This is a genomic window from Bergeyella zoohelcum ATCC 43767, from assembly GCF_000301075.1.
Taxonomy (GTDB): Bacteria; Bacteroidota; Bacteroidia; order Flavobacteriales; family Weeksellaceae; genus Bergeyella; species Bergeyella zoohelcum.
Window position 1 is genome coordinate 1,915,270 of the sequence record NZ_JH932293.1, and the last position, 24,683, is coordinate 1,939,952.

Here is a 24,683-nt window from a genome sequence, read left to right on the forward strand (position 1 = left end):
GCTAAAGACCTTTTCAAGACAAAAAAAACCGCCTCATTTACTGAAACGGTTTCTATTATTATAGCATATCGTTATTATGCTTGAACATTATTTCCACCTAATACGAAAGGCTCTACTTCTTTGATTTCTCCGAATTGTTGTTCGTAGTTAGCAATGTTTTGCTGAAGTGCATTCAATACTCTTTTAGCGTGAAGTGGAGCAAGGATTACTCTACTTCTTACTTGTGCTTGGTTTACACCTGGCATCAATTGGATGAAGTCTAACACGAACTCTGATGGAGAGTGGTTTACCAATGCTAAGTTACAGTATGCACCAGCAGCTACCATTTCGTTCAACTGGATGTTGATGTTTCCGTCTTGTGGATTTTGATTGTTGTCCATTATTTTTGTTTTTTAAATATTAAAGTATCAAAGCCCAAAGATAATAAAATCTCTGGACTTTGAATAGGGATTATTCAATTAATTTAGGTCTTCAAACTCTTTTTTAGAGCCTACAATAAAGTTTTGGTAATCTTTAAGACCTGTACCTGCAGGAATCTTATGCCCTACAATTACATTTTCTTTCAGACCATTAAGATCATCTATTTTACCTGCTACAGCTGCTTCATTGAGTACTTTAGTAGTCTCTTGGAAAGATGCCGCAGACATGAAAGATCTGGTCTGAAGTGCTGCTCTAGTAATTCCCTGAAGCACTGGTGTAGCCGTTGCAGGCAATGCTTCACGCACTTCTACCAACTGCAAGTCCTCTCTTTTCAATTTAGAGTTTTCATCTCTCAGCTCACGAGCAGTAATCATTTGCCCAGGCTGGAAAACTTGAGAGTCTCCTGCATCTGTAACCACTTTCATTCCGAAGATACGATTGTTCTCCTCAAGGAAATCATACTTATGCTCCATAGCACCTTCTAAGAACTGCGTATCACCACCATCTACGATGGATACCTTGGTCATCATCTGTCTTACGATGATTTCAAAGTGTTTATCATCAATTTTCACCCCTTGCAGACGATATACCTCCTGAATTTCATTCACCAGATACTCCTGAACGGCAGTTGGTCCTTTAATTCTAAGAATATCCTCTGGAGTTACAGAGCCATCAGAAAGTGGCGTACCTGCTCTCACGAAGTCATTTTCCTGAACCAAAATTTGGTTAGAAAGTTTCACAAGATAGATTTTTCTCTCCCCTGTTTTCGCTTCCACGATGAGTTCTCTATTTCCTCTCTTGATTTTTCCGTAAGACACTACTCCGTCTATTTCTGTTACTACAGCTGGGTTAGAAGGATTTCTTGCTTCAAAAAGTTCGGTAACTCTCGGAAGACCTCCGGTGATATCCCCTGCTTTCGCAGATTTTCTTGGTATTTTTACTAAGACTTTACCCGTCTTAATTTTTTCACCATCGTTTACCATCAAGTGAGCTCCTACTGGTAATGAATACGCTTTTAACTCTTCGCCTTTAGTATCTACTACTTTCAGCGTAGGAACGAGCTTCTGACGAGATTCAGAAATTACTTTTTCCTCGAAACCAGTTTGCTCGTCAATTTCCAATTGGAAAGTGTGTCCTTGTTTAATGTCTTCGTACTCTATTTTACCTGCCGTCTCAGCAATAATTACCGCGTTATAAGGATCCCATTTACAGATGACATCACCTTTTTTCACCTTATCTCCAGGTTTCACTAAAAGGTCTGAACCATAAGGAATATTGGCTACCATCAGTGGCGTTCTGTTTTCATTATCTGCTACCAAACGGAATTCAGTAGAACGAGATACTACTTTCTCTACTTTCTCTCCATTTTCATCTTCAGAAGTTACCGTTCTGATTTCATCCATCTCCACGATACCATCTCTTCTTGCTACAATGGTAGGATTTTCCGAAACATTCCCTGCGGTACCCCCTTGGTGGAAGGTTCTCAATGTAAGCTGAGTACCTGGCTCCCCGATGGATTGAGCAGCGATGACCCCTACAGCTTCTCCCATGTGAATAGGTTTTCCTGTAGCGAGGTTTCTACCATAACATTTTGCACAGATACCTCTCTTTGCCTCACAAGTAAGTGGCGAACGAACTTCTACCGAATCCATTCCCGTAGCTTCTATTCTCTTAGCAATGGCTTCACTGATGATTTCATCAGCACCGATGATGAGTTCGTCTGTATCTGGGTCATATACATCATGTAAAGAAACTCTACCGAGTATTCTTTCTGAAAGTGGCTCTACGATTTCATCATTTTTCTTCAATGCCGAAACTTCTACTCCTCTAAGTGTACCACAATCATCTTCTGTAATGATTACATCTTGAGCTACATCTACAAGACGACGCGTGAGGTAACCCGCATCGGCCGTTTTAAGTGCCGTATCTGCAAGCCCTTTTCTTGCCCCGTGGGTAGAGATAAAGTATTCCAAAATAGAAAGCCCCTCTTTAAAGTTGGCTACAATTGGGTTTTCAATAATTTCTGCTCCCACAGAACCTGCTTTTTGAGGTTTTGCCATCAAACCACGCATACCAGAGAGCTGACGAATCTGCTCTTTAGATCCCCTTGCTCCAGAATCCAGCATCATATACACTGAGTTGAACCCACCTTGGTCGGTTTTCATTCTGCTCATAATCATGTCTGTAAGACTGGCGTTAGTATTCGTCCAAACATCAATTACTTGGTTATAACGCTCGGTATCTGTGATAAGACCCATGTTATAGTTTCCAGTAATTTCGTTTACATTTTCTACCGCTTGAGCGATCATGGCTTTCTTCTCTTCAGGAACCACAATATCTCCTAATGAGAAAGAAAGTCCTCCTTTAAAAGCGTTAGCATATCCTAAATCCTTCATATCGTCCAAGAATTTCACCGTAGTAGGGAAATCAGTATCGGCAAGAATTCTACCGATGACATTACGAAGTGATTTTTTGGTCAAGAGTTCATTCACAAAACCTACTTGTTCTGGTACGATTTGGTTAAACAAAATTCTACCTACCGTAGTATCAATAAGTTTTGTAACGATTTCTCCATTTTCTTGTTTTACTGGTAATTTACATTTTACCTTAGCATTAAGAGAAACTTTTCCTTCTGCGTAAGCAATCTCCGCTTCCTCTGGTGAGTAGAATGCGAGTCCTTCTCCTAGCACTTTATTATCTTCTGTAGAATGTGCTTCTTTGGTCATGAAGTAAAGCCCTAGTACCATGTCTTGAGACGGTACGGTAATCGGAGAGCCATTAGCAGGGTTCAAAATATTTTGAGAACCGAGCATCAAAAGCTGAGCTTCTAGGATAGCCTCTGGACCTAATGGCAAGTGTACCGCCATCTGGTCACCGTCAAAGTCGGCGTTAAATGCCGTAGTTACTAGTGGGTGAAGCTGAATCGCTTTTCCTTCAATCATCTTAGGCTGGAAAGCTTGGATACCTAAACGGTGAAGCGTAGGTGCCCTGTTCAGAAGCACAGGATGACCTTTCATCACATTTTCTAAGATGTCATACACTACAGGTTCTTTTTTATCGATAATTCTCTTGGCAGATTTTACCGTTTTCACAATGCCTCTTTCAATTAATTTTCTGATGATAAAAGGCTTATAAAGCTCTGCAGCCATATTCTTAGGAATACCACATTCGTGAAGTTGTAGGTTTGGACCTACTACAATTACCGAACGAGCAGAGTAATCCACACGCTTACCTAATAGATTCTGACGGAAACGCCCTTGCTTACCTTTGAGTGAATCTGAAAGAGATTTAAGTGGTCTATTGGATTCTGATTTTACTGCAGATGATTTTCTAGTATTATCAAATAAAGAATCTACTGCTTCCTGAAGCATACGCTTCTCGTTTCTCAAAATCACTTCTGGAGCTTTGATTTCCAAAAGTCTTTTCAGACGATTGTTTCTAATGATTACCCTTCTATAAAGGTCATTCAAATCTGATGTAGCAAAACGCCCTCCGTCCAATGGAACAAGTGGTCTAAGCTCTGGCGGGATTACAGGAAGTACACGCATCACCATCCATTCTGGGCGGTTAATCATTCGGGTGTTAGCTCCTCTTAATGCTTCTACCACATTGAGACGCTTAAGTGCTTCCGTTCTTCTTTGTTTAGAGCTTTCATTATGTGCCTTATGTCTGAGGTCAAAAGATAAGGCATCAAGGTCTATTCTTTTCAATAAATCTTCAATAGCTTCTGCCCCCATTTTTGCAATGAATTTATTAGGGTCAGAGTCATCAAGATATTGATTTTCTACTGGAAGTGTATCTAATACATCTAGATATTCTTCTTCCGTAAGAAACTCCATTTCTTCAAAATCAGAGCCGTCCGCTTTTTTAGCGATTCCTTGCTGAATGACCACATATCTTTCATAATAAATGATCATATCTAATTTTTTAGAAGGAATTCCTAAAAGGTATCCTATTTTGTTAGGCAAAGAACGGAAATACCAAATATGGGCGATAGGTACTACTAAATTAATATGTCCTATTCTTTCTCTTCTTACCTTTTTTTCAGTAACTTCCACTCCACAGCGGTCGCACACGATACCTTTGTAGCGGATTCTCTTATACTTACCACAAGCACATTCATAATCCTTTACAGGGCCGAATATTTTTTCGCAAAATAACCCGTCTCTTTCAGGCTTATGCGTACGGTAGTTAATCGTTTCTGGCTTTAGTACTTCCCCTCTAGATTCTTGAAGAATAGATTCTGGTGAAGCGAGCCCTATTGAGATTTTACTAAATCTACTTGTTTTATTTTTATTTGACATTTTAATTTTGATTAAAAGATTAATTAAAGAATTAGGTAATTAGGTAATTTGATAATTATCTCATTCCCAAATTATCCCATTCTCACATTAAATTACTCTTCAAGTCTCACATCAAGTCCAAGACCTTGTAACTCATGGAGCAATACATTAAAAGATTCTGGAATACCTGGCTCAGGCATCGCTTCACCTTTCGCAATCGCTTCATAAGTTTTGGCTCTACCAATGACATCATCAGACTTCACGGTCAAGATTTCTCTCAAGATATTAGACGCACCGAAGGCTTCCAATGCCCAAACCTCCATCTCTCCGAAACGCTGACCACCAAACTGTGCTTTACCACCGAGTGGCTGTTGCGTAATGAGCGAGTAAGGACCAATAGAACGAGCGTGCATCTTATCATCTACCATGTGTCCGAGTTTCAGCATATAGATTACCCCCACAGTAGCTGGCTGAGTAAATCTTTCCCCAGTACCTCCGTCATACAGATAAGTATTTCCGTATCTTGGTAATCCTGCTTCATCAGTATATTTGGTAATCTCATCTAAGGAAGCACCATCAAAGATAGGTGTAGCAAACTTCAATCCGAGTTTTTTACCTGCCCATCCAAGAACGGTTTCATAAATCTGTCCAATGTTCATACGAGAAGGTACCCCCAGTGGGTTCAGTACAATATCTACTGGTGTTCCATCTTCTAGGAATGGCATATCTTCTTCACGAACAATTCTAGAAACGATACCTTTGTTACCGTGACGCCCTGCCATTTTATCTCCTACATTCAGTTTACGCTTCTTAGCGATGTACACCTTAGCAAGTTTCATGATACCTGCTGGTAACTCATCACCGATAGAAAGTGCATATTTTTCACGGTTTCTAATTCCCGCAATATCGTTGTACTTGATTTTATAATTGTGAATCAATTGTCTAATCAAATCATTTTTCTCTGCATCTACCGTCCAGTCTGACCCACTTACATGCACATAATCTTCTACAGACTGTAATAGTCTCAAGCTGAATTTTTGTCCTTTACCGATGATTTCTTCGTCTAGGTCATTTTTCACCCCTTGAGAGGTTTTACCATTTACTAAGACATTCAATTTATCTATGAGGATAGAGCGAAGTTCATTAAATTTCTTTTGGAATTTATTTTCTATTTCTTCGAGCTTAAGTTTTTCTTCCGCTCTCTTCTTTTTATCTTTGATATTTCTAGAGAATAATTTCTTATCAATTACTACACCGTAGAGTGACGAATCTGCCTTAAGTGAAGCATCTTTCACATCTCCCGCCTTGTCTCCAAAGATGGCTCTTAGGAGTTTTTCCTCTGGCGTAGGGTCAGACTCTCCTTTTGGTGTAATTTTACCAATCATGATATCTCCAGGCTTCACCTCGGCTCCGATACGAATCATTCCATTCTCATCCAAATCTTTGGTAGCCTCTTCAGAAACATTCGGAATATCAGAAGTCAATTCTTCCATACCTAGTTTGGTATCACGAACTTCCAATGAATACTCATCTATATGGATAGAAGTAAACCAGTCTTCACGCACCACTTTTTCATTGATTACAATCGCATCCTCGAAGTTGTACCCTTTCCAAGGCATGAATGCCACTACAAGGTTTCTACCGATGGCCAATTCTCCATTTTCAGTAGCGTATCCATCACAAAGTACTTGTCCTTTCTCTACTTTATCTCCTACTCTTACATTTGGACGAAGGGTAATGGTAGTAGATTGATTGGTCTTACGGAATTTGGTTAAGTTATAAGTTTTCTCCGCTGACTCAAAGGATACGATATCCTCATCCTCCGTACGGTCATACTTAATAACAATTTTATTCGCATCTACATACTGTACTACTCCCGTTCCTTCTGCATTGATGAGGACTCTAGAATCTTTCGCCACTTGTTTCTCCAATCCTGTACCTACAATTGGAGCTTCAGGTCTTAATAGAGGTACTGCCTGACGCATCATGTTCGATCCCATGAGTGCACGGTTCGCATCATCATGTTCCAAGAAAGGAATAAGTGATGCTGAAATTCCAGAAATTTGGTTCGGAGCTACATCTATTAAATCTACTTGATTAGGTTCTACCACAGGATAATCACCATCTAGACGAGCGATGATACGGTCTGTTTCAAACTCTCCTTTATCACTCAGTTCTACATTCGCCTGAGCAATTACCTTAGATTCTTCATCTTCGGCATTAAGGTAAATAGGCTCACCATTCAGGTTTACTTTACCATTCTTTACCTCTCTATATGGCGTTTCAATGAATCCTAAATTATTGATTTTAGCATAAATACCTAGGGAAGAAATCAAACCAATGTTCGGACCTTCTGGCGTTTCAATCGGACAAATTCTTCCGTAGTGGGTATGGTGAACATCTCTCACCTCGAAACCTGCTCTTTCTCTAGAAAGCCCACCAGGCCCTAGTGCTGATAATCTTCTCTTGTGCGTAATCTCAGAAAGTGGATTGGTTTGATCCATGAACTGAGAAAGCTGATTGGTACCGAAGAATGAATTGATCACAGAAGTCAATGTTTTTGCATTCACCAAATCAATAGGTGTAAATATCTCATTATCACGAACATTCATTCTTTCACGAATAGTTCTAGCAATTCTAGAAAGCCCTACTCCAAACTGACCTGCCAGCTGCTCTCCAACGGTCTTAATTCTTCTGTTCGAAAGGTGGTCAATGTCATCTACTTCTGCTTTAGAGTTAGCCAATTCTATCAAATGACGAACAATAGCGATGAAATCTTCCTTAGTAAGCACTTCAGTATCTTCTGGAATAGAGAGACCTAGCTTTTTGTTTAGCCTATATCTACCTACCTCCCCTAATGAATACCTTTGCTCTGAGAAGAATAATTTTTCAATGATTCCTCTTGCGGTTTCCTCATCTGGTGGATCAGCATTTCTCAACTGACGATAGATGTACTCTACCGCCTCTTTTTCTGAGTTGGTAGGGTCTTTTTGAAGTGTATTTTGGATGATAGAAAATTCTGATGAGTTTTCATTGTGAATCAAAATAGATTTCACACCTGCTTCCAAAATAATATCAATATGTTCTTTTTCGAGGATAGTTTCACGCTCAAGAATGATTTCATTTCTTTCGATAGAAACCACTTCTCCCGTATCTTCATCCACAAAATCTTCAAACCAAGTATTCAGCACTCTGGCTGCCAAGGTTCTTCCTTCTACCTTTTTCAGTGCAGCTTTAGATACTTTTACCTCTTCCGCAAGGTCAAAAATCTGAAGAATATCTTTATCTGATTCATAACCAATGGCTCTGAGTAGCGTAGTGAGTGGTAATTTCTTCTTACGGTCAATGTAAGCATACATCACATTATTGATGTCGGTAGTAAATTCCATCCAAGACCCTTTAAATGGGATAATTCTGGAGTAATAGAGCTTAGTACCATTAGCATGATAAGTTTGCCCAAAGAACACCCCTGGAGAACGGTGTAGCTGAGTTACGATAACACGCTCCGCCCCATTGATAATAAAAGAGCCTGACGGCGTCATATAAGGTACTGGGCCTAGATATACATCTTGAATTACAGTTTGGAAATCTTCGTGTTCAGGATCTGTACAGTATAATTTAAGCCTTGCTTTTAAAGGTACAGAATAAGTAAGTCCTCTCTCCACACATTCATCTATAGAATAACGAGGAGAATCTACCAAATAATCTAAAAACTCCAAAACGAATTGGTTTCTGGAGTCAGAAATTGGGAAATTTTCTTGAAAAGTTTTGTAAAGACCTTCATTTACACGGTCTTCCGGAAGGGTATCCAGCTGAAAGAAGTCTTTAAAAGACTCAATTTGGATATCCAAAAAATCCGGTGCTGCTATTCTTCCTTTAGCAGAAGCGAAATTAATTCGTTCTGTAGCAGCAGGGCTTTTTGAAGCTTTAGTTTTACTCATAAAGTAATAAATAAAGTGTTGGGTTAAAAAATATTTTGATTTTGCTTAAAAATATCTGGAAGAAAGATAGAAAACACTTTATTCTTAGAAAGACCTTGATTTTGGCACATCCATTCAGCAGTCTTTCAGATAAGAGCATATTTCTAAAAATCTATCCAAACTGCAACTCCGGTATATCTTTTCACGGCGTAGTGCAAAATATTTTTAGTAAATTAATTTTGAACAAAGAAAACGCTCTACCACATACAAACAAGAAACACCCCTTTGAAAAAAGGAGTTATCTCATCTGTTCATCGTAAAAAAATATTCTCTGTGCCAAAATATTTTGCAAAGATAAGAAAAAAAATAAAAAATAAAAAGAAGAGAAAAGACTATCCTAGGCTAATTACAAATAAAATTCAAATCTACTCTTCTTCTCCTTTAGTGATTTTCTGATACATTTTTTTGATGAGTCCATCGGCAACAGATATCTTAGGGACATAGATTTTATTAATACCCGACCAACTCATCACCTTAGTATAAATTTCTAATGCAGGCACCAAAACATCCGCCCTATCTTCTCTAATATGATAAGTTTTCATCCTTTCCTCCACGGTAAGTTGGCTGAGTTCTTTTAGGAATTTTTTGAGTGCAGAGAGTGTAAGCGGTTTACCATCTTTGGTCTTACTCATAGAGAAAGTTTTATTAATATTCCCTCCTGAACCAATGGCTACTATGGGTCTATCATGGTGGATATGATTTTTTATTTCCACCTTTAATTCTTTCCATTGGTCATCGGTTACCAAATTATTGAGCAACCTGATAGTACCAATATTAAAAGATTTTTTATAAGTCAATTTTTGGTTTTCAAAATAAGATAATTCTGTAGATCCGCCACCTACATCAATGTACAAATAATCATTCTCCTCATCCAGAGTTTCGGCAACATGATTTCCAAAAATAAGCCCCGCCTCTTCGTCTCCAGAGATAATTTCTATCTGAATACCTGAAGTTTCTTTTACTATTTCCCGGATTTCGTCTCCATTGGCAGCATCTCTCATGGCAGAAGTAGCACATGCTCTGTAATTTTCTACCTGATAGAGGCTCATAAGGTCTGAAAAAATTTTCATGGAATTAATCACCATCGCTTTTCTCTCTGAAAGAATTTCTCCATGAGAAAACACATCCATTCCTAAACGAAGTGGTATTCTTAATAGGTTCAGTTTAATAAACTCAGGCTGTCCTTTCTTACCTATTTTCACTTCATTGATCAGCAGTCTTGCGGCATTACTTCCTATATCTATTGCGGCTAATTTCATTGAATTATTCCTTTTCTTTAAGTTTTTTGCGAAGATAATGATAAGTTTCTATCTGTGAACGACAAGGTGGCAAATCATTCTTTACATATTCATTATCTAAGGCTTTATTCAAAATTCTTGCCTTCACATTATCAGACAGTTGTAATTTAAGAATATCTTTGAGTTCTTTTTTGAGTTCTTTTTTCAAAATAGGCACTGCGGCTTCTATTCTATTATCTAAATTTCTCGTCATCCAATCGGCACTAGAGATGTACATATTTTCCTCACCTGCATTATAGAAATACATTACTCTGGCATGTTCTAGATACTCATCTATAATAGAAATGGCCTCTATTTTTGTTTTAAAATTCTTCTGAGGAATAGCACAAAAAATCCCTCTTACTATCATTCTAATTTTCACGCCTGCTTTGGCGGCTTGGTAAAGTTTTAGGATACATTCTTTATCACTTAAAGAATTCACCTTGATAATCATCTCTGCCTTTCTCCCTGCTTTGGCTTCTTCTATTTCTTTATCTATATGTTTAAAAATCTTCTCACGCATGAATTGTGGACATACCAAGAGTTTTTTACAAGTACTTAGTACGGGCAGTATATCATTTTTAGGCTTTTTGAGTACCGAAAAAATCTTATTAATATCTGCCATGATGGTTCTATCTGCGGTAAAGAGCAACTGGTCTCCATAGAATCTTGCGGTCTTCTCATTAAAATTCCCTGTACTGATAAATCCGTACTGAATGGTTTTTCCCTCCGTTCTTTTTTTGATGATACATAGTTTAGCATGCACTTTTTTATGAGGGATTCCTGTAAGCACTTTGATACCTTCGGCTTCTAAGATTTCTTTCCACTCTAGATTACTTTCTTCGTCAAATCGGGCTCTAAGCTCCAGCATCACCGTTACTTCCTTTCCATTTCTGGCGGCTCCTATCAGGGCATTGACTATTTTAGAATTTGATGCCAAACGATAAGCGGTAATTTGTATAGATTTTACCTCGGGGTCCATTGCAGATTCTCTGAGTAAATCAATCACGGGTCTGTAGTCATGATAAGGTAAAGAGAGCATGACATCTTCTTTCAAAATCACCTCTGTTACTCGGGTGTCATTCGGGAATTTAGGATGGAGGAAAGGTTTCCTCTGCTGCGTTAAATGCTTTTCAGGGATAATGTCTGGAAAATCCATAAAATGCTTAAAATTATGAATTTTACCACTTGGGATGATACTATCTTTTTTAGTCAGATGAAGTTTTCTTATCAGAAATTCTAGCACGGCTTTATCCATGTTTTTATCAAAGGTAAAGCGGGTAGGTCTTCCTTTTCTACGGTTTTTTATTCCTTTCTCTATTTTATCTGCAAGAGTGGTATTGATATCATTATCAATGTCAAACTCTGCATCTTTGGTTACCTTAAACGCATGTGCTTCGAACTCATCAAAGCCTAAGAAATTAAAAATCTCTGGCAGCATGGCTCTTACTACATCTTCCAAAAGAATCACTTGCTTCTTATCCTCTTCATCAGGGAGGATGAGAAATCTGCCCACAAATCGGGAAGGGATTTCTATGATGGCGTATTTACTCTCATACATCCAGTCTTTCTTTCTCAGTGCTATACCTAGATACAAACTCTTATCCCTAAGGTAAGGCATATTTTTATTTTCATCTAATAAAATAGGCACAATGTGAGACTCTACTACCTCATCAAAATACTTTTTGACAAACTCTTTTTGCTTGGCACTTAAATCTTCTGCCGAAAGGATGAAGACTTTTCTATCAGCCATTTCCTTTTGGATGTGTTTCCAAGTTTTATTAAAAGTTTTCTGCTGTTCTATCGCAATGTCATTAATCTGTGCAAGAATTTTATTAGGAGCATCAAAGAAAGCATCATGCACTATTTTTTCTTTAAAGTCCATGGTTCTTCTCAGCCCTGCCACACGAACTCTAAAAAATTCATCTAAATTATTAGAGAAAATGCCCAAAAATTTTATCCGAGTATGAAGCGGCACCGTTTCGTCCATCGCTTCCTGAAGTACTCTTTCATTGAATGAAAGCCAAGTAATATCTCTTGGATTAAAAAGATTCGCCATAATATTGAGTAATGCTTCAAAAATAATGAAATATTCATCAATACAACAAGAAAAATCCTCTTGTTAATAATTTTGTAATATTATATGATTATTCAATAAGATTGCCTTACTGGTAAGAATAGGAATAGAAATATCCATTCCTTACATTGTACGTTATATAAAAGGAACCGACTTTCTATTATAAATTACTATCCCAAAGCACTTTGGTAAAGTACCAAAACATAATCCAAAAGTCTTTATACATGGCACATCGTACAATTTCTAAAATCTTTATACTTTTTACTTTTTACATTATACAATTTATAATTTCATCATCTTTTCATCTTCTGAATCCTTCATATCTTGTTTCATCACAAATTCTATATTCCGCATCAGTCCCGTGTATTTGGTTCTTTTTACAGGATTTTTTCTAAAGATTTGAGAGAAAGTTTCTTGGGTAAGGTCTTGCCAATCTTTTTTGTTCAATTCCAATAATTTAGGATGAGGCTGTAGCCAAGAGGCAGGATTGGACACTGAAAACCGATTCCACGGGCAAACATCTTGGCATATATCACAGCCAAAAATCCAATCGCCCATTTTTCCTGTAAACTCAGTAGAAATCTCATTTTTCAGCTCAATGGTAAGGTAAGAAATACACTTAGAACCATCCAAAACCTTAGGAGCAATAATGGCCTGTGTGGGGCAAGCGTCTATACATTTTCTACAATTACCACAGTGATCTGTAGTAGGATGGTCATAGATGAGTTCTAAATCACAAATAATTTCACCAAGAAAGAAAAAAGACCCCGATTTTTTGGCTAAAAGATTGCCATTCTTCCCTATCCATCCTAGCCCTGCTCGTTCTGCCCATGCTCTCTCTAAGACGGGTGCCGAATCCACGAAAACTCTATGCTCAAAAGCTCCTATTTCCTCTTCCAGCATCGCCACCAGTGTTCTGAGTTTCTCTTTTAGTACATCATGATAATCTAGCCCATAAGCGTATTTGGCAATTTGGAAACCATTTTGGGCATCTATTTTTTCCTCGGGATAATAATTATAAAGAAAGGAAATCACACTTTTAGCACCAGGCACCAGCAGTGTAGGGTCTAATCTTTTATCAAAATAATTCTCCATGTACCGCATTTCCCCATGTCTATTATTTTTCAAATATTCCTCTAGCCTAGGAGCCGCATCTTCTAAAAATCCAGCCTTAGAAATTCCACACGCCATAAAGCCCAATGCTTCCGCAAAGGTTTTTATTTTTTGGCTAATGGCTTCTTTTTGCGATGGTTTCACTACGGTATGAGATAGGAATGATCAATCGGCGACAAAAGTACGACATTTCTTTTGTTCAATTTACTAGTGGATGAGAGGATAACAAACTTATCACGACTATTCAAAAGACATATTTAAAAAATAGCGAAAAGATTAAATATCATTCAGGTAGATGAATATACCTTACAGTAGCACTCACTTTTATGCAGGAATGATAAAATTTCTTCCAAAATCACTTTTTAACTAACCCTTTCAGCGTTTTAAACGCTGAAAGGGTTTCCAAAAATCATTTAAATTACAAATAAAAAGACCCGAAAATAGAAAACTTTCGGGCAGGAGTCATTTCTTTTTTGAATTTACTGATGAAAAAGATTCTATCATTGTACAAGGCATGAATATCAAAATAAAAAAATTGTATATTTGCAAAATTATGGAGTTTACAGCATCTCAAATAGCCTCATTGATTAACGGAAGAATCATTGGTGATGAAAACAGAGCCATCACAGGGGTTTCTCCTATAGAAAAAGGCGAAGAAGGACACCTCTCATTCATCTCACAAGAAAAATTCGTTCATTTTTTAGAAAACACACCGTGTTCTGTACTGGTAGTTTCAGAAAAATTTATCCAAGAAAATAAAGACTATTCTCCTACACTCATCGCTGTAGATGATGCCTACCTTTCTTTCCAAATCCTCCTCAATATGTATCAAGAGATGAAAGGAAAAAAATCTGGAATAGAGGAGAATGTTTTCATCCATGATACGGCAACGCTGGGAGAGAATATCTACATCGGTGCTTTTACCTATATCTCTGCGAAGGCAAGAATAGGAGAAAATACCCAAATCGCTCCGCAAGTATTCATCGGAAATAGTGTAAAAATAGGCAAGAACTGCCAGATTCATAGTGGCGTAAGAATTCATGAATACTCGGTCATCGGAGATAACTGCGTGATACATTCTAACACCGTCATTGGTAGTGATGGTTTCGGCTTTCAGCCTTCTGCTAATGGCTATTCTAAAATTCCCCAACTGGGTAATGTAGTGATAGAAGATGATGTGGAAATTGGTTCCAACTGTACTATAGACCGTGGTACCATAGGCTCTACCACCATAGGAAAAGGTACTAAAATGGATAATCTTATCCAGATTGCTCATAATGTAAGCATCGGCAAACATAATGTCATCGCTTCTCAAGCCGGAATAGCAGGCTCCACTGTCATTGGAGATTGGAATATGATTGGTGGACAGGTAGGCATTGTGGGGCATATATCCATCGGAAATCAAGTGAAAATTCAAGCTCAAAGTGGAGTAAATTCTCATGTGAAAGATAAAGAGACGCTCTATGGTTCGCCCGCCATCAAAGCAGGAGATTATAGAAGAAATTATGTCCACTTTAAACACTTGGACGCACTAGTGAAAAGAATAGACGAGCTAGAGAAAAAATTAGCCCATAACTGATGCTTTTCAGATTGTAAAATAAAATATCCAACATCAAATAGTAAATAAACAATATGAATGATATGCAAAAAACCCTGAAAAGTGAGATTTCGCTATCAGGAATAGGGCTTCATACAGGGAACGAAGTAACCCTCACTATGAAACCTGCAAAAGAAAATACAGGATTTGTATTCGTAAGAACAGACCTTGAAGGACATCCTCAGGTAGAGGCAGATGTAAATTTCGTTACCACTACAGAAAGAGGAACCACCTTAGAAAAATTAGGCGTAAGAATCCATACTTGTGAGCATGTATTGGCTGCTCTCGTGGGATGTGATTTGGATAATGTGATTCTAGAAATGAATGCCAGTGAACCTCCTATTATGGATGGCTCCTCTAAGTACTTTGTAGAAGCCATAGAGAAAGCAGGCATCATAGAACAAGAACAAGAAAGAGAGTATCTACAAATCAAAGAAGTGATGTCTTTTTCTGACCCTAATACAGGTTCGGAAATGACCATCATTCCCTCTGACCAATACGAGGTAACCACCATGGTAGATTTCGGAACAAAGGTACTCGGCACTCAGAATGCCACCATGAAAGATATCTCTGAATTTGCTACCGAATTTGCTTCTGCTAGAACTTTCAGTTTCCTCCACGAAATAGAAATGCTCTTAGAGGCAGGACTCATTAAAGGTGGAGATATTTCTAATGCCATTGTATATGTGGACAAGGAGCTTACCCCAGAAACAGCTGAAAAACTGAAAAAGGTATTCAATAAAGATGAAGTCTCTATCCGCCCAAATGGTATTTTAGATAATCTTACCCTCAATCATCCTAATGAAGCTGCAAGACATAAACTATTAGATGTCATCGGAGACCTTGCCTTGGTAGGGGTGAAAATCAAAGGAAAAGTCATCGCGAATAAACCTGGGCATTTCGTAAATACACAGTTTGCAAAAAAACTGAACAGACATTGGAAAATGCTGAAAAAGAGAAATGTCCCTGATTTTGATTTATCTAAACCACCTGTTTTTGATATCAATGGAGTGATGAGACTCCTCCCACACAGATACCCTTTCTTACTTATAGATAAAGTTTTAGAAATGTCTGATTCTCATGTGGTAGGGCTCAAAAATGTCACCTTTAACGAACCTTATTTCGTAGGGCATTTCCCTAGTGAGCCTGTAATGCCGGGAGTACTACAAGTGGAAGCCCTCGCACAGACGGGAGGTATTTTAGTTTTAGCATCGGTACCAGACCCTGAAAACTATTCTACTTATTTCATCAAAATAGATAAAGTAAAGTTTAAGAAAAAAGTAGTACCAGGAGATACCATCATCTTCAAAATAGAACTCATAGAGCCTATCCGAAGAGGGATAGTACACATGCAAGGCTATGGATATGTGGGAGATGCAGTAACAGTGGAAGCAGAACTTATGGCACAAGTAATCAAAAATAAATAGTAAAAATTATGGTACATCAATTAGCCGCTGTAGATAAAAGAGCCTCTATCGGAAAAAATGTAGTAATAGAAGCATTTACCTCCATTGCTGCCGATGTAGAAATAGGCGAAGGTACATGGATAGGTCCTAATGTAACCATAATGGATGGTGCCAGAATAGGTAAAAACTGTAAAATATTCCCTGGCACAGTAGTCTCTGCTATTCCACAAGACCTAAAATTTGAAGGAGAATATACCCAAGTATTCATCGGTGATAATACTACACTAAGGGAATGTGTTACCATTAACAGAGGCACCAAAGCATTAGGATATACTAAAGTAGGCAATGACTGTCTCATTATGGCTACAGCACACATTGCCCATGACTGCGTAGTAGGAAACAATGTAATCATTGCCAACTCATGTGCCATAGCAGGACATGTAGAAATAGGAGATTATACCGTAATGGGAGGGTTGTCTGCCGTTCAGCAATTCGTAAGGATAGGAAAACATACCATGATATCTGGAGGTTCACTGGTAAGAAAAGATATTCCGCATTATATCAAAGTAGGAAGAGACCCTATCTCCTATGCTGGAATTAACTCTGTAGGACTAAGAAGAAGAGGTTTTACCAATGAAAAAATCTTCGAAATCCAAAATATCTACAGAGCCATCTTCCAAATGAAAATGAATGTAACCCAAGCCATGCATTATATAGAAAAAGAAATGCTCCCTACAGTAGAAAGAGATGAAATTTTGCTTTTCATTCAAAATTCAAAAGCGGGAATCGTGAAGGGATATGGCTCTGGATTGGTGAAAGTGTAGAATTTAGAAATTAAAAAATTTAAAGATTAAAATAATATTTAATTAAATGGCAACAACAGCTGATATTAGAAAAGGACTTTGCATTGAATTTAGCAATGACATTTACAAGGTAATTGAATTCTTACATGTAAAACCAGGAAAAGGACCTGCTTTCGTAAGAACGAAACTAAAGTCTGTAACCAATGGAAAAGTGGTGGACAATACTTTCTCCGCAGGACACAAAATAGAAGAAGTAAAAGTGATTACCAGAAAATTCCAGTATCTCTATGATGATGATAATGGCTTCCACTTTATGAATAATGATGATTTCTCTCAAATCTATATTAACAAAGAAATGATAGAGAATGCCCAGTTCATGAAAGCAGGAGAAGAAGTTACCATCATCTTAAAAGAATCTGATGAAACCCCTCTTTCTGCTGAACTTCCTTTGACGGTTTATATGGAAGTCATAGAAGCAGACCCAGGCGTAAAAGGAAATACCGCTACCAATGCACTGAAAAACGCTATCATAGAAACTGGTGCTAGAGTAATGGTACCTCTTTTCATAGAGCCAGGAGATAAAATTAAAATCAATACCGAAGATGGCTCTTATATAGAAAGAGTAAAAGAATAACCACCTTCCCGAGCTTTTGGCTCGGGATTTTTATATCCTATAGTTGCTATACCCTCTATAAATAAGGCATATAAACTCCTTTCCTCTCACTTATCATTTAACTTCACTCAGTACGCCAAAGCATACTCCTTCCGAACAGAGAAAAGATTTTTTAATCCTCGATGATAAAACAATAAAAAAGACAATATAACAAAAAATGGTGCTTAAAAACCTTGTAAAGCATTGTCTTTTATAGACTTATAAGAGTTATAATGAAAGTGGTTTCATTATAACTCTTATTTTATGTCCAAAACGAATAAAAAATGTCCAGTTTGTGATTCTAATCACATCATCAAAAAAGGAAAAAGAAATGGAAAACAACGCTTTCAATGTGGAGATTGTCAGGCAAATTTTACGATTAAAAACATTGGTGTAAAAAGAAAAAATCAATTCATTTGGTTCAGAAAATGGATAATGGAAAGGCAAGTCTATAAAACCCTTTCGAGGGATAGCTCAATGAGCCAATCTACCCTTCAAAACCTCTTTAAACATTACCTTTCACAAGTTCCTACCCTCAGCATCAAAAGCAAGACAAAGGTTCATCTCTTGATTGATGGCACCTACTTTTCCAATGGATTATGCCTGATACTCTACTACGATTATGACATTCGATATGTGCAACTTTACCGCCAAACCAACAAGGAAAAACTTCGTGATATAAAGCAAGATTTGGAAAACTTAAAGAAGCTGAATGTGGCAGTTTACAGTGTAACCTGCGATGGGCATAAATCTATTTTAGGAGCGGTAAAAAAGGTGTTTCCAGAGGTGATTATCCAAAGATGTTTAGTGCATATTAAACGACAGATTAAGAACTATTTAAGTGGTAGCCCAAAACATTTTATTAGCCAACAGCTTTTGTGTTTATCCAAAGAAATTACGCATCTAAAAACCAATGAACAGGCTAACGATTGGGTAAATAGATTTTACCAGTGGTATGTTGAAAATCAATATTTTATAGAAGAAAAATCAATGAATGAAGAAACTGGATTTCAGTGGTTTAAACATAAAAATCTACACTTAGCTACTTATCATATTATCAATGCCTTACCCAATATGTTTGCATATCTGCAAGATAGTGAAATCCCTTATACTACCAATCGTTTAGAAGCCTATTTTACGCATTTGAAAGAGAAATTAACCTTGCATAGAGGACTTCGTTTTGAGGCTAAAAAGAACTTTATAAAATGGTATTTATATTTTAAAAATCAAGGGGGATAAGGTTTTTTTAGCCATAGGGTTCATCCGATAGTTTTAATAAAAAAGGGTGAGAAAAACTCACCCCTAAAACTATCGTTTTGAACATTGATTGTATTGCTGACAATGAACTATGTTCGTAACCTTCGTAAAAGCTATTCGCTTTTTCTCGCTTATTCCTCAGCAGAGCTTGTTTCCTCTTCCAATCAATGTGCGAAATATAAGCATTTTTTATCAATTATAAAAGTACCATTTTTTACCACATTGCCATAAAAAAACATAGCTAAGAGTTATAAAACTCTTAGCTATGTTTCTTCCAACTCTTAGCTTTGTTTTGCTCCACTCTTGCCTAAGACTTTGAATCATCTTTATCAGAGTCATTTTCATCCTTATACCATGAGGAGTATTTTACATAATTATTTGCTATCCTATTTACTTCGCCCTCTAAAAGTTCCGCAGATATATCCTTGATTTTTCTAGCGGGTACACCGCCCCATACTTCCCCAGAGCGGATATGCGTTCCCTGTGTTACTACAGAGCCTGCCCCCACTATGGAGTTACTCTCCACCACACAAGCGTCCATTACAATGGCTCCCATACCTATCAGTACATTATCATGCAGCGTACAGCCGTGTACAATGGCATTATGCCCTATACTCACATTATTCCCAATATGCAATGGATGTTTTTGGTAAGTACAGTGGAGCATTGCGTTATCCTGAACATTCACTTTATCTCCCATTCGGATTTCATGAACATCTCCACGAATCACAGCATTGTACCATATACTACATTCTTTACCCATGACTACATCCCCAATGACCGTAGCCGTCTCTGCAAGAAAAGTGTCTTCCCCTATCTGAGGGGTTTTCCCTAATAAAGTCCTAATATTTGCCATATCTTTTTGAATATTTTTTAATCTTTCGGATTGTTCAAATGCATCTTTTTCACACCACTATTGATGAAATCTATCCATTTTACTTTACCCATCTATTTTCAAATGTGTATTTTTGTGGTTCAAATATAATCATAATGAGACAAATTATCATAGAGCCTACTGCAAATCCGAAAGTCATGAAATTCATTGCAGACTATACGCTCATCCAAGGAGCGGTAGAACTGGACAGAGATTCAGACATTTCAGAAATTCCCATCGCAGAAGACTTGTTTAATTTTCCTTTTGTAGAAAAAATATTCATCACTGCTAATTTCGTAGCCATCGCTAAAGATGACACTGTAGAGTGGGAACATATCACTACCAACTTAAAAAATACCATAGAAGATGCTCTGCTAGAAAATCCTAGAATCTACAGAGCCAAAAGAAAGGAAGTCTTCCCTATCTATGCCGAAATGACGCCCAACCCAGCGGTGATGAAATTCGTTGCTCAGAAACTCATTATCGATGGATTTTTAGAGGCTAAATCTTTAGAAGAAAGTAAAGACATTCCATTGGCAGAAGCCGTGTTAAAAGAGTTCGATTTTGCCCAAGAAGTGTTTATCTCTGATAACTTTGTAGCCGTTACCAAAGACCACTCTGTACAATGGCATGAAGTAATGGTGCCGGTAAGAAGTTTCATCGCAGAATATCTGCAAGAGGGAAAAACTGTTGCTAATATCCCTGCTCAGCCTCATGAAAACCCTGTAGAAAAAATCCTGAACAGAGAATACACCGAAGATGAACAAAAAATTCAAGATATCCTTAATGAATATGTAGCTCCCGCTGTGGAAAATGATGGTGGAAAAATTTCCCTTTTGGAATATGATGCCGAGGCAAAAGTAGCCAAAATGCTCCTACAAGGTGCCTGTTCTGGATGCCCAAGCTCTACCGCTACCCTAAAAGGAGGGATAGAAAATGTCTTAAAACAATTCCTTCCTGAGCTGGTACAAAGCGTGGAAGCAGTGAATGGATAAATAAATTATTAGAACCCCAATATACTCCTATGCAATCACCAAAAAAGGGAATCTTACTGGTCAATCTAGGCTCTCCCAAAAGCACCTCAGTAAAAGATGTAAAAGAATACCTTGATGAATTTCTAATGGACGAAAAAGTCATTGATTACCGATGGATTTTCCGTGCATTGCTCGTTAAGGGCATCATCTTGAACATTCGTCCTAAAAAATCTGCTGAAGCATACAAAACCGTATGGACGCCTGAGGGCTCGCCACTCATTGTGATTACTGAAAAAATTCAGCAGAAGCTCCAAGACCGCGTAAGCATTCCGGTGGAAATAGGAATGCGGTACGCCGAACCGAGCATACAAACAGGACTACAAAAACTAGTAGATAAGGGCGTAAATGAAGTCATCCTCTTCCCACTCTACCCACAATACGCCATGAGTACTACAGAAACGGTAATAGAAAAAGCCGAAGAAGTAAGAGCAAAGTATTTCCCTCACCTTACCATAGACTATGTTCCACCTTTTTATCAAGAGGAAAAATACATTGAATGTCTCTCAAATAGCATAGAAAAAAATCTTCCCAAAGATTTTGATATGCTCCTTTTCTCCTATCATGGTGTACCCGAAAGACATCTATACAAAACCGATAAAAGCAAAACCTGTAAGATAGATGATACCCACTGCATCCATAGCAATAATGCGTTACATAATACATTATGCTATCGTCATCAGTGCTACAAGACCACAGAACTGGTAAGAAAAAAACTGGGACTCCCTGAAGAGAAAGTGATGGTAACCTTCCAATCTAGATTAGGAAAAGATAAATGGATAGAACCTTATACCGATGAAACCCTGGAAAATCTTCCTAAAAAAGGAATTAAAAAGCTAGCGGTAGTTTGTCCTGCTTTTGTCTCAGATTGTCTAGAAACTTTAGAAGAAATTGCCGTAGAAGGTAAAGAAGAGTTTTTAGAAGCCGGTGGAGCATCATTCACTTACCTGCCTTGTTTAAATGATGATGATGAGTGGGTAGAGGTCCTTCGTACCTATTCTGAAAACCAAGTACAAAACATAGCTAAATAAAAAAATCTAAATTTTATATCACCTAATGAAAAAAATTGCATTATTATCTGCCGCTCTTTTAGGCATTACAGCATCTGCTCAAGAGACTGATAGTCTACAAACCAAAAAAAACTGGTCTATTACTGGTCAAAATTCCCTTACCCTGAACCAAGCCGCTTTCTCTAACTGGGTAGGTGGAGGTGCCAATAATGTTGGGTGGATTGCAGGAAGCAACTATAACCTTACCTACGAGAAAGATAAAAATCTTTGGGAAAACTTTATCATCTTAGGATACGGACAAAATAACACCAAAGGCATTGGAACAAGAAAAACACAAGACATTATCCATCTTTCTACTAATTACGGAAGAAAAATTTCTAAAAGCTGGTATGCTTCTGGCGGGGTAAGTGTACAATCTCAGTTTGCTCCTGGATATGATTATAATAATTCCACCAAAATTTTAGGAACTAAAACGGATAATGATGGGAATCGTCTGATTTCTAATTTTATGGCACCCGGGTATATTATGGCAGGAGTAGGTTTTACCTATAAACCTAGTAATGACCTCACCGTTACGCTTCGTCCAGCAAATGCCAGATGGACTGTAGTAATGGATAAGAGCCTTCAGAGAGCCGGTAATTTCGGTCTAAAGAACGATGGAGATTCATCTCTATTCCAGTTCGGATTCTCAGCTTCTGCTGTATATAAAGTACCATTAATGGATAATATCACGCTCCTCAACTCTGCCTCTGTGTTTTCCAACTACTTAGAGCATCCTGAAAGATTAGTTTTAGGGTATAATGGAGCTTTAAACATGAAAATCAATAAATACATCTCTACCATTCTCACTTTGGATTTAGTGTATGACCATAACCAAATTAAGAAAATGCAGATGAGAGAAACCTTAGGTGTGGGGCTTTCTTACAATATAGATAATGGCATAAAACGCTCAGAAAATAAGCACAACCAAACTTGGAAATAATACCCCAAAAGCTGTCCAAAAAGGACAGCTTTTTAATTGTACTAATGAGCAGCAAAGTATTATTCAGAAATTACCTCTTCTCCATTTACCCAAAGCCCATAAGTTACGGTAACATTCGGTTCCAGTGTTTTGGATACAGAACAATATTTTTCAAAAGACAATTGCACTGCTTTTAGAGCTTTCTTAGTGTCTATTTCACCTTCCAAGAAGAATACTACTCGTATAGATTTGAAAGGTTTCGCCTCCTCTACTTCTACTCTTTCTCCTTCTACTTCGGCTTTAAAGGAGGTGATGATTTGTCTCTGTTTTTTAAGAATCATCACAATATCTATTCCACTACACCCTGCCACTGCCATCAGTACGCTTTCCATAGGCGAAACTCCTTTGGCATCTTCTTGTCTGGTGTTGTCTAAAAGAATAGTGTTTCCAGCACTATTCTTACATTCAAACAAAAACTCGTCATTCAGTCGGTTTAAAGTAATTTTCATCTCTTTTTAATCTTTTTAATTTTTTAATCTTTTAATATCCTAACCTCACAATATCCCTCTCGCTTTAATTTGCAGATATTTATTAATCACATCAATATTCAAGTTTTCAGGAGCTGTATAAATGGAATAAATGCCATATTTTTTAAGTTCTTGGATGATGAGATTTTTCTCAAACTCAAATTTTTCTGCAATGATTTCATCATACACTTCTTGCATATTTTTTGGGGTAGAGTGTATCATTTTTTGAAGTTCAGAGTTTTTAAAGAAAACTACTACCAATAAATGATTTCTGGCAATACCTCGCAGGTATTTCATATGTCTTTTTACGGCATCTAAAGTTTCAAAATTGGTAAAGAGTAATACCAAACTTCGCTGAGTAATATTCACGCTTATATCTTGGTACAATCTGCCAAAATCACTCTCTGAAAAATCGGTTTGGAGATTATACAGTGCCTCTGAAATCCGTCTCAGATGAGTGGCTTTATTATCCGCCGCTACCTTATTTTCCATCTTTCGGGAGAAAGCCATCACTCCTGCTCTATCTCCTTTTTTTAGGACAATGTGAGCCAGTGCCATGGTAGCATTGATAGAATAATCTAATAGACTCAGTCCATCAAAGGGCATCTGCATGGTTCGTCCTTTATCTATGAGCATATAAATGCGTTGAGATTTTTCATCTTGGTATTGGTTTACCATGAGCTTATTCTGCTTAGAAGTGGCTTTCCAATTGATGGTTCTTATGTCATCTCCCTGCACATATTCCTTAATTTGTTCAAACTCCATGGTATGCCCCAATTTTCGGATTTTTTTGATACCTCCGAGCATAAACTCATTCTGCAATGCCATAAGTTCATATTTCCTTAGATGAATAAATGAGGGATAAGCAGGCAGTTTCGCCCCCTTTTGAAAAACGAATCTCTTAGCAACCAATCCAATAGGTGATTTCACGAAAACATTCAGACCTCCAAAATCATACACACCTCTTTCTTTAGGCGAAAGGGTATATTGTAACGCTATATGCTGATTAGGAGATAGCTTTCTTTTCATCTCAAAATCTCTCAGCTGAAACTGAAAAGGAACTTCATCTATGATGCTTACCTGAACAGGGAAATCATAACGATTCTCTACTTCGAGCTGAATTAGATTTTCGTCTCCATTAGAGAGTTTTTCGGGCAAAAAGCGTTGTGCTTTCACCTTGTCCTTTAATGCGAAAAGTAAGAGATAATCTACCATAACCAGAATGACCAATAGCACGAACGCTCCCTGTGCTACACTCATCAATTCTTCAAAAAAGAAAGCCAATACAAAGCATAATGCAACGGCAAACAATGCCCAATACAATCGGCTGTTTAAGTATAAATTTTTCATCTCTTTAGCTTATGACCATTGGCTTTTTGGCAAAATCATTCATCTTTACATTTTCTTTCGGAATA

17 protein-coding genes are annotated in these 24,683 nt (G+C 37.6%); 8 read left to right on the plus strand and 9 right to left on the minus strand.

Going from position 1 to position 24,683, the window contains the following annotated elements; genetic code table 11:
* Window positions 1-74: 74 nt before the first annotated feature.
* From HMPREF9699_RS08790 to queG, 6 genes are all read right to left on the minus strand, one after another.
* Window positions 75-380 (minus strand): DUF3467 domain-containing protein, encoded by a 306-nt coding sequence (locus HMPREF9699_RS08790; protein ID WP_002664201.1) that lies wholly within the window; start codon window positions 378-380, stop codon window positions 75-77.
* A 78-nt stretch (window positions 381-458) separates the two neighbouring features.
* Window positions 459-4,724: a DNA-directed RNA polymerase subunit beta' gene (rpoC, locus tag HMPREF9699_RS08795; RefSeq protein ID WP_002664202.1), complete on the minus strand. Its 4,266-nt coding sequence runs from the start codon at window positions 4,722-4,724 to the stop codon at window positions 459-461.
* A gap of 92 nt (window positions 4,725-4,816) precedes the next feature.
* The gene (gene rpoB, locus HMPREF9699_RS08800) at window positions 4,817-8,644 is read right to left on the minus strand and encodes a DNA-directed RNA polymerase subunit beta (protein WP_002664203.1); all 3,828 of its coding nucleotides are present in this window, start codon (window positions 8,642-8,644) and stop codon (window positions 4,817-4,819) included.
* Between the two features lie 404 nt (window positions 8,645-9,048).
* Window positions 9,049-9,942: a Ppx/GppA phosphatase family protein gene (locus HMPREF9699_RS08805; RefSeq protein WP_002664204.1), complete on the minus strand. Its 894-nt coding sequence runs from the start codon at window positions 9,940-9,942 to the stop codon at window positions 9,049-9,051.
* 4 nt (window positions 9,943-9,946) lie between these two features.
* Entirely contained in the window at window positions 9,947-12,019 is a 2,073-nt protein-coding gene (gene ppk1, locus HMPREF9699_RS08810; protein ID WP_002664206.1) for a polyphosphate kinase 1, read from the minus strand.
* Window positions 12,020-12,319: 300 nt separating this feature from the next.
* Window positions 12,320-13,294, minus strand: a complete 975-nt coding sequence (queG, locus tag HMPREF9699_RS08815) for a tRNA epoxyqueuosine(34) reductase QueG (protein ID WP_002664207.1) — start codon at window positions 13,292-13,294, stop codon at window positions 12,320-12,322.
* A 409-nt stretch (window positions 13,295-13,703) separates the two neighbouring features.
* Between queG and lpxD the strand changes: the two genes are divergently transcribed.
* The 5 genes from lpxD (at window position 13,704) to HMPREF9699_RS08840 (ending at window position 18,847) form a co-directional block, all read left to right on the plus strand.
* Window positions 13,704-14,729 carry a UDP-3-O-(3-hydroxymyristoyl)glucosamine N-acyltransferase gene (gene lpxD, locus HMPREF9699_RS08820; protein WP_172539689.1) on the plus strand — a complete coding sequence of 342 codons (1,026 nt, stop codon included), beginning with the start codon at window positions 13,704-13,706 and terminating at the stop codon, window positions 14,727-14,729.
* 53 nt (window positions 14,730-14,782) lie between these two features.
* Window positions 14,783-16,174 carry a bifunctional UDP-3-O-[3-hydroxymyristoyl] N-acetylglucosamine deacetylase/3-hydroxyacyl-ACP dehydratase gene (locus tag HMPREF9699_RS08825; protein WP_002664209.1) on the plus strand — a complete coding sequence of 464 codons (1,392 nt, stop codon included), beginning with the start codon at window positions 14,783-14,785 and terminating at the stop codon, window positions 16,172-16,174.
* Between the two features lie 8 nt (window positions 16,175-16,182).
* A complete protein-coding gene (gene lpxA, locus HMPREF9699_RS08830; protein WP_002664210.1) occupies window positions 16,183-16,977 on the plus strand; it encodes an acyl-ACP--UDP-N-acetylglucosamine O-acyltransferase in 795 nt (264 codons plus the stop codon).
* Between the two features lie 46 nt (window positions 16,978-17,023).
* Window positions 17,024-17,590, plus strand: a complete 567-nt coding sequence (gene efp, locus HMPREF9699_RS08835; protein ID WP_002664211.1) for an elongation factor P — start codon at window positions 17,024-17,026, stop codon at window positions 17,588-17,590.
* A 282-nt stretch (window positions 17,591-17,872) separates the two neighbouring features.
* The gene (locus HMPREF9699_RS08840; RefSeq protein WP_002664213.1) at window positions 17,873-18,847 is read left to right on the plus strand and encodes an IS256 family transposase, variant Zn-binding type; all 975 of its coding nucleotides are present in this window, start codon (window positions 17,873-17,875) and stop codon (window positions 18,845-18,847) included.
* A gap of 325 nt (window positions 18,848-19,172) precedes the next feature.
* Here HMPREF9699_RS08840 and HMPREF9699_RS08845 read toward each other — a convergent pair whose 3' ends face one another.
* Entirely contained in the window at window positions 19,173-19,721 is a 549-nt protein-coding gene (locus HMPREF9699_RS08845) for a gamma carbonic anhydrase family protein (protein WP_002664214.1), read from the minus strand.
* Window positions 19,722-19,855: 134 nt separating this feature from the next.
* Between HMPREF9699_RS08845 and HMPREF9699_RS08850 the strand changes: the two genes are divergently transcribed.
* The 3 genes from HMPREF9699_RS08850 to HMPREF9699_RS08860 are packed head-to-tail and all read left to right on the plus strand — an operon-like array spanning window position 19,856 to window position 22,762.
* Window positions 19,856-20,734 (plus strand): NifU family protein, encoded by an 879-nt coding sequence (locus HMPREF9699_RS08850; protein ID WP_002664216.1) that lies wholly within the window; start codon window positions 19,856-19,858, stop codon window positions 20,732-20,734.
* Between the two features lie 29 nt (window positions 20,735-20,763).
* Window positions 20,764-21,801 (plus strand): ferrochelatase, encoded by a 1,038-nt coding sequence (hemH, locus tag HMPREF9699_RS08855; protein WP_002664218.1) that lies wholly within the window; start codon window positions 20,764-20,766, stop codon window positions 21,799-21,801.
* Window positions 21,802-21,826: 25 nt separating this feature from the next.
* Window positions 21,827-22,762 carry a DUF3078 domain-containing protein gene (locus tag HMPREF9699_RS08860; RefSeq protein WP_002664219.1) on the plus strand — a complete coding sequence of 312 codons (936 nt, stop codon included), beginning with the start codon at window positions 21,827-21,829 and terminating at the stop codon, window positions 22,760-22,762.
* Between the two features lie 59 nt (window positions 22,763-22,821).
* On the opposite strand, the gene HMPREF9699_RS08865 is transcribed toward HMPREF9699_RS08860, so the two are convergent.
* Both HMPREF9699_RS08865 and HMPREF9699_RS08870 read right to left on the minus strand, forming a co-directional pair.
* Window positions 22,822-23,250 (minus strand): OsmC family protein, encoded by a 429-nt coding sequence (locus HMPREF9699_RS08865; RefSeq protein ID WP_002664220.1) that lies wholly within the window; start codon window positions 23,248-23,250, stop codon window positions 22,822-22,824.
* Window positions 23,251-23,295: 45 nt separating this feature from the next.
* Window positions 23,296-24,618: a DUF58 domain-containing protein gene (locus tag HMPREF9699_RS08870; RefSeq protein WP_002664221.1), complete on the minus strand. Its 1,323-nt coding sequence runs from the start codon at window positions 24,616-24,618 to the stop codon at window positions 23,296-23,298.
* Window positions 24,619-24,683: the final 65 nt, after the last annotated feature.

Excerpts from the sequence above, each read along its gene's own strand:
- HMPREF9699_RS08790 (WP_002664201.1), bottom strand. The coding sequence starts at position 380 with ATGGACAACAATCAAAATCCACAAGACGGAAACATCAACATCCAGTTG.
- rpoC (WP_002664202.1), bottom strand. The coding sequence starts at position 4,724 with ATGTCAAATAAAAATAAAACAAGTAGATTTAGTAAAATCTCAATAGGG.
- rpoB (WP_002664203.1), bottom strand. The coding sequence starts at position 8,644 with ATGAGTAAAACTAAAGCTTCAAAAAGCCCTGCTGCTACAGAACGAATT.
- HMPREF9699_RS08805 (WP_002664204.1), bottom strand. The coding sequence starts at position 9,942 with ATGAAATTAGCCGCAATAGATATAGGAAGTAATGCCGCAAGACTGCTG.
- ppk1 (WP_002664206.1), bottom strand. The coding sequence starts at position 12,019 with ATGGCGAATCTTTTTAATCCAAGAGATATTACTTGGCTTTCATTCAAT.
- lpxD (WP_172539689.1), top strand. The coding sequence starts at position 13,704 with ATGGAGTTTACAGCATCTCAAATAGCCTCATTGATTAACGGAAGAATC.
- HMPREF9699_RS08825 (WP_002664209.1), top strand. The coding sequence starts at position 14,783 with ATGAATGATATGCAAAAAACCCTGAAAAGTGAGATTTCGCTATCAGGA.
- lpxA (WP_002664210.1), top strand. The coding sequence starts at position 16,183 with ATGGTACATCAATTAGCCGCTGTAGATAAAAGAGCCTCTATCGGAAAA.
- efp (WP_002664211.1), top strand. The coding sequence starts at position 17,024 with ATGGCAACAACAGCTGATATTAGAAAAGGACTTTGCATTGAATTTAGC.
- HMPREF9699_RS08840 (WP_002664213.1), top strand. The coding sequence starts at position 17,873 with ATGTCCAAAACGAATAAAAAATGTCCAGTTTGTGATTCTAATCACATC.
- HMPREF9699_RS08845 (WP_002664214.1), bottom strand. The coding sequence starts at position 19,721 with ATGGCAAATATTAGGACTTTATTAGGGAAAACCCCTCAGATAGGGGAA.
- HMPREF9699_RS08850 (WP_002664216.1), top strand. The coding sequence starts at position 19,856 with ATGAGACAAATTATCATAGAGCCTACTGCAAATCCGAAAGTCATGAAA.
- hemH (WP_002664218.1), top strand. The coding sequence starts at position 20,764 with ATGCAATCACCAAAAAAGGGAATCTTACTGGTCAATCTAGGCTCTCCC.
- HMPREF9699_RS08860 (WP_002664219.1), top strand. The coding sequence starts at position 21,827 with ATGAAAAAAATTGCATTATTATCTGCCGCTCTTTTAGGCATTACAGCA.
- HMPREF9699_RS08865 (WP_002664220.1), bottom strand. The coding sequence starts at position 23,250 with ATGAAAATTACTTTAAACCGACTGAATGACGAGTTTTTGTTTGAATGT.
- HMPREF9699_RS08870 (WP_002664221.1), bottom strand. The coding sequence starts at position 24,618 with ATGAAAAATTTATACTTAAACAGCCGATTGTATTGGGCATTGTTTGCC.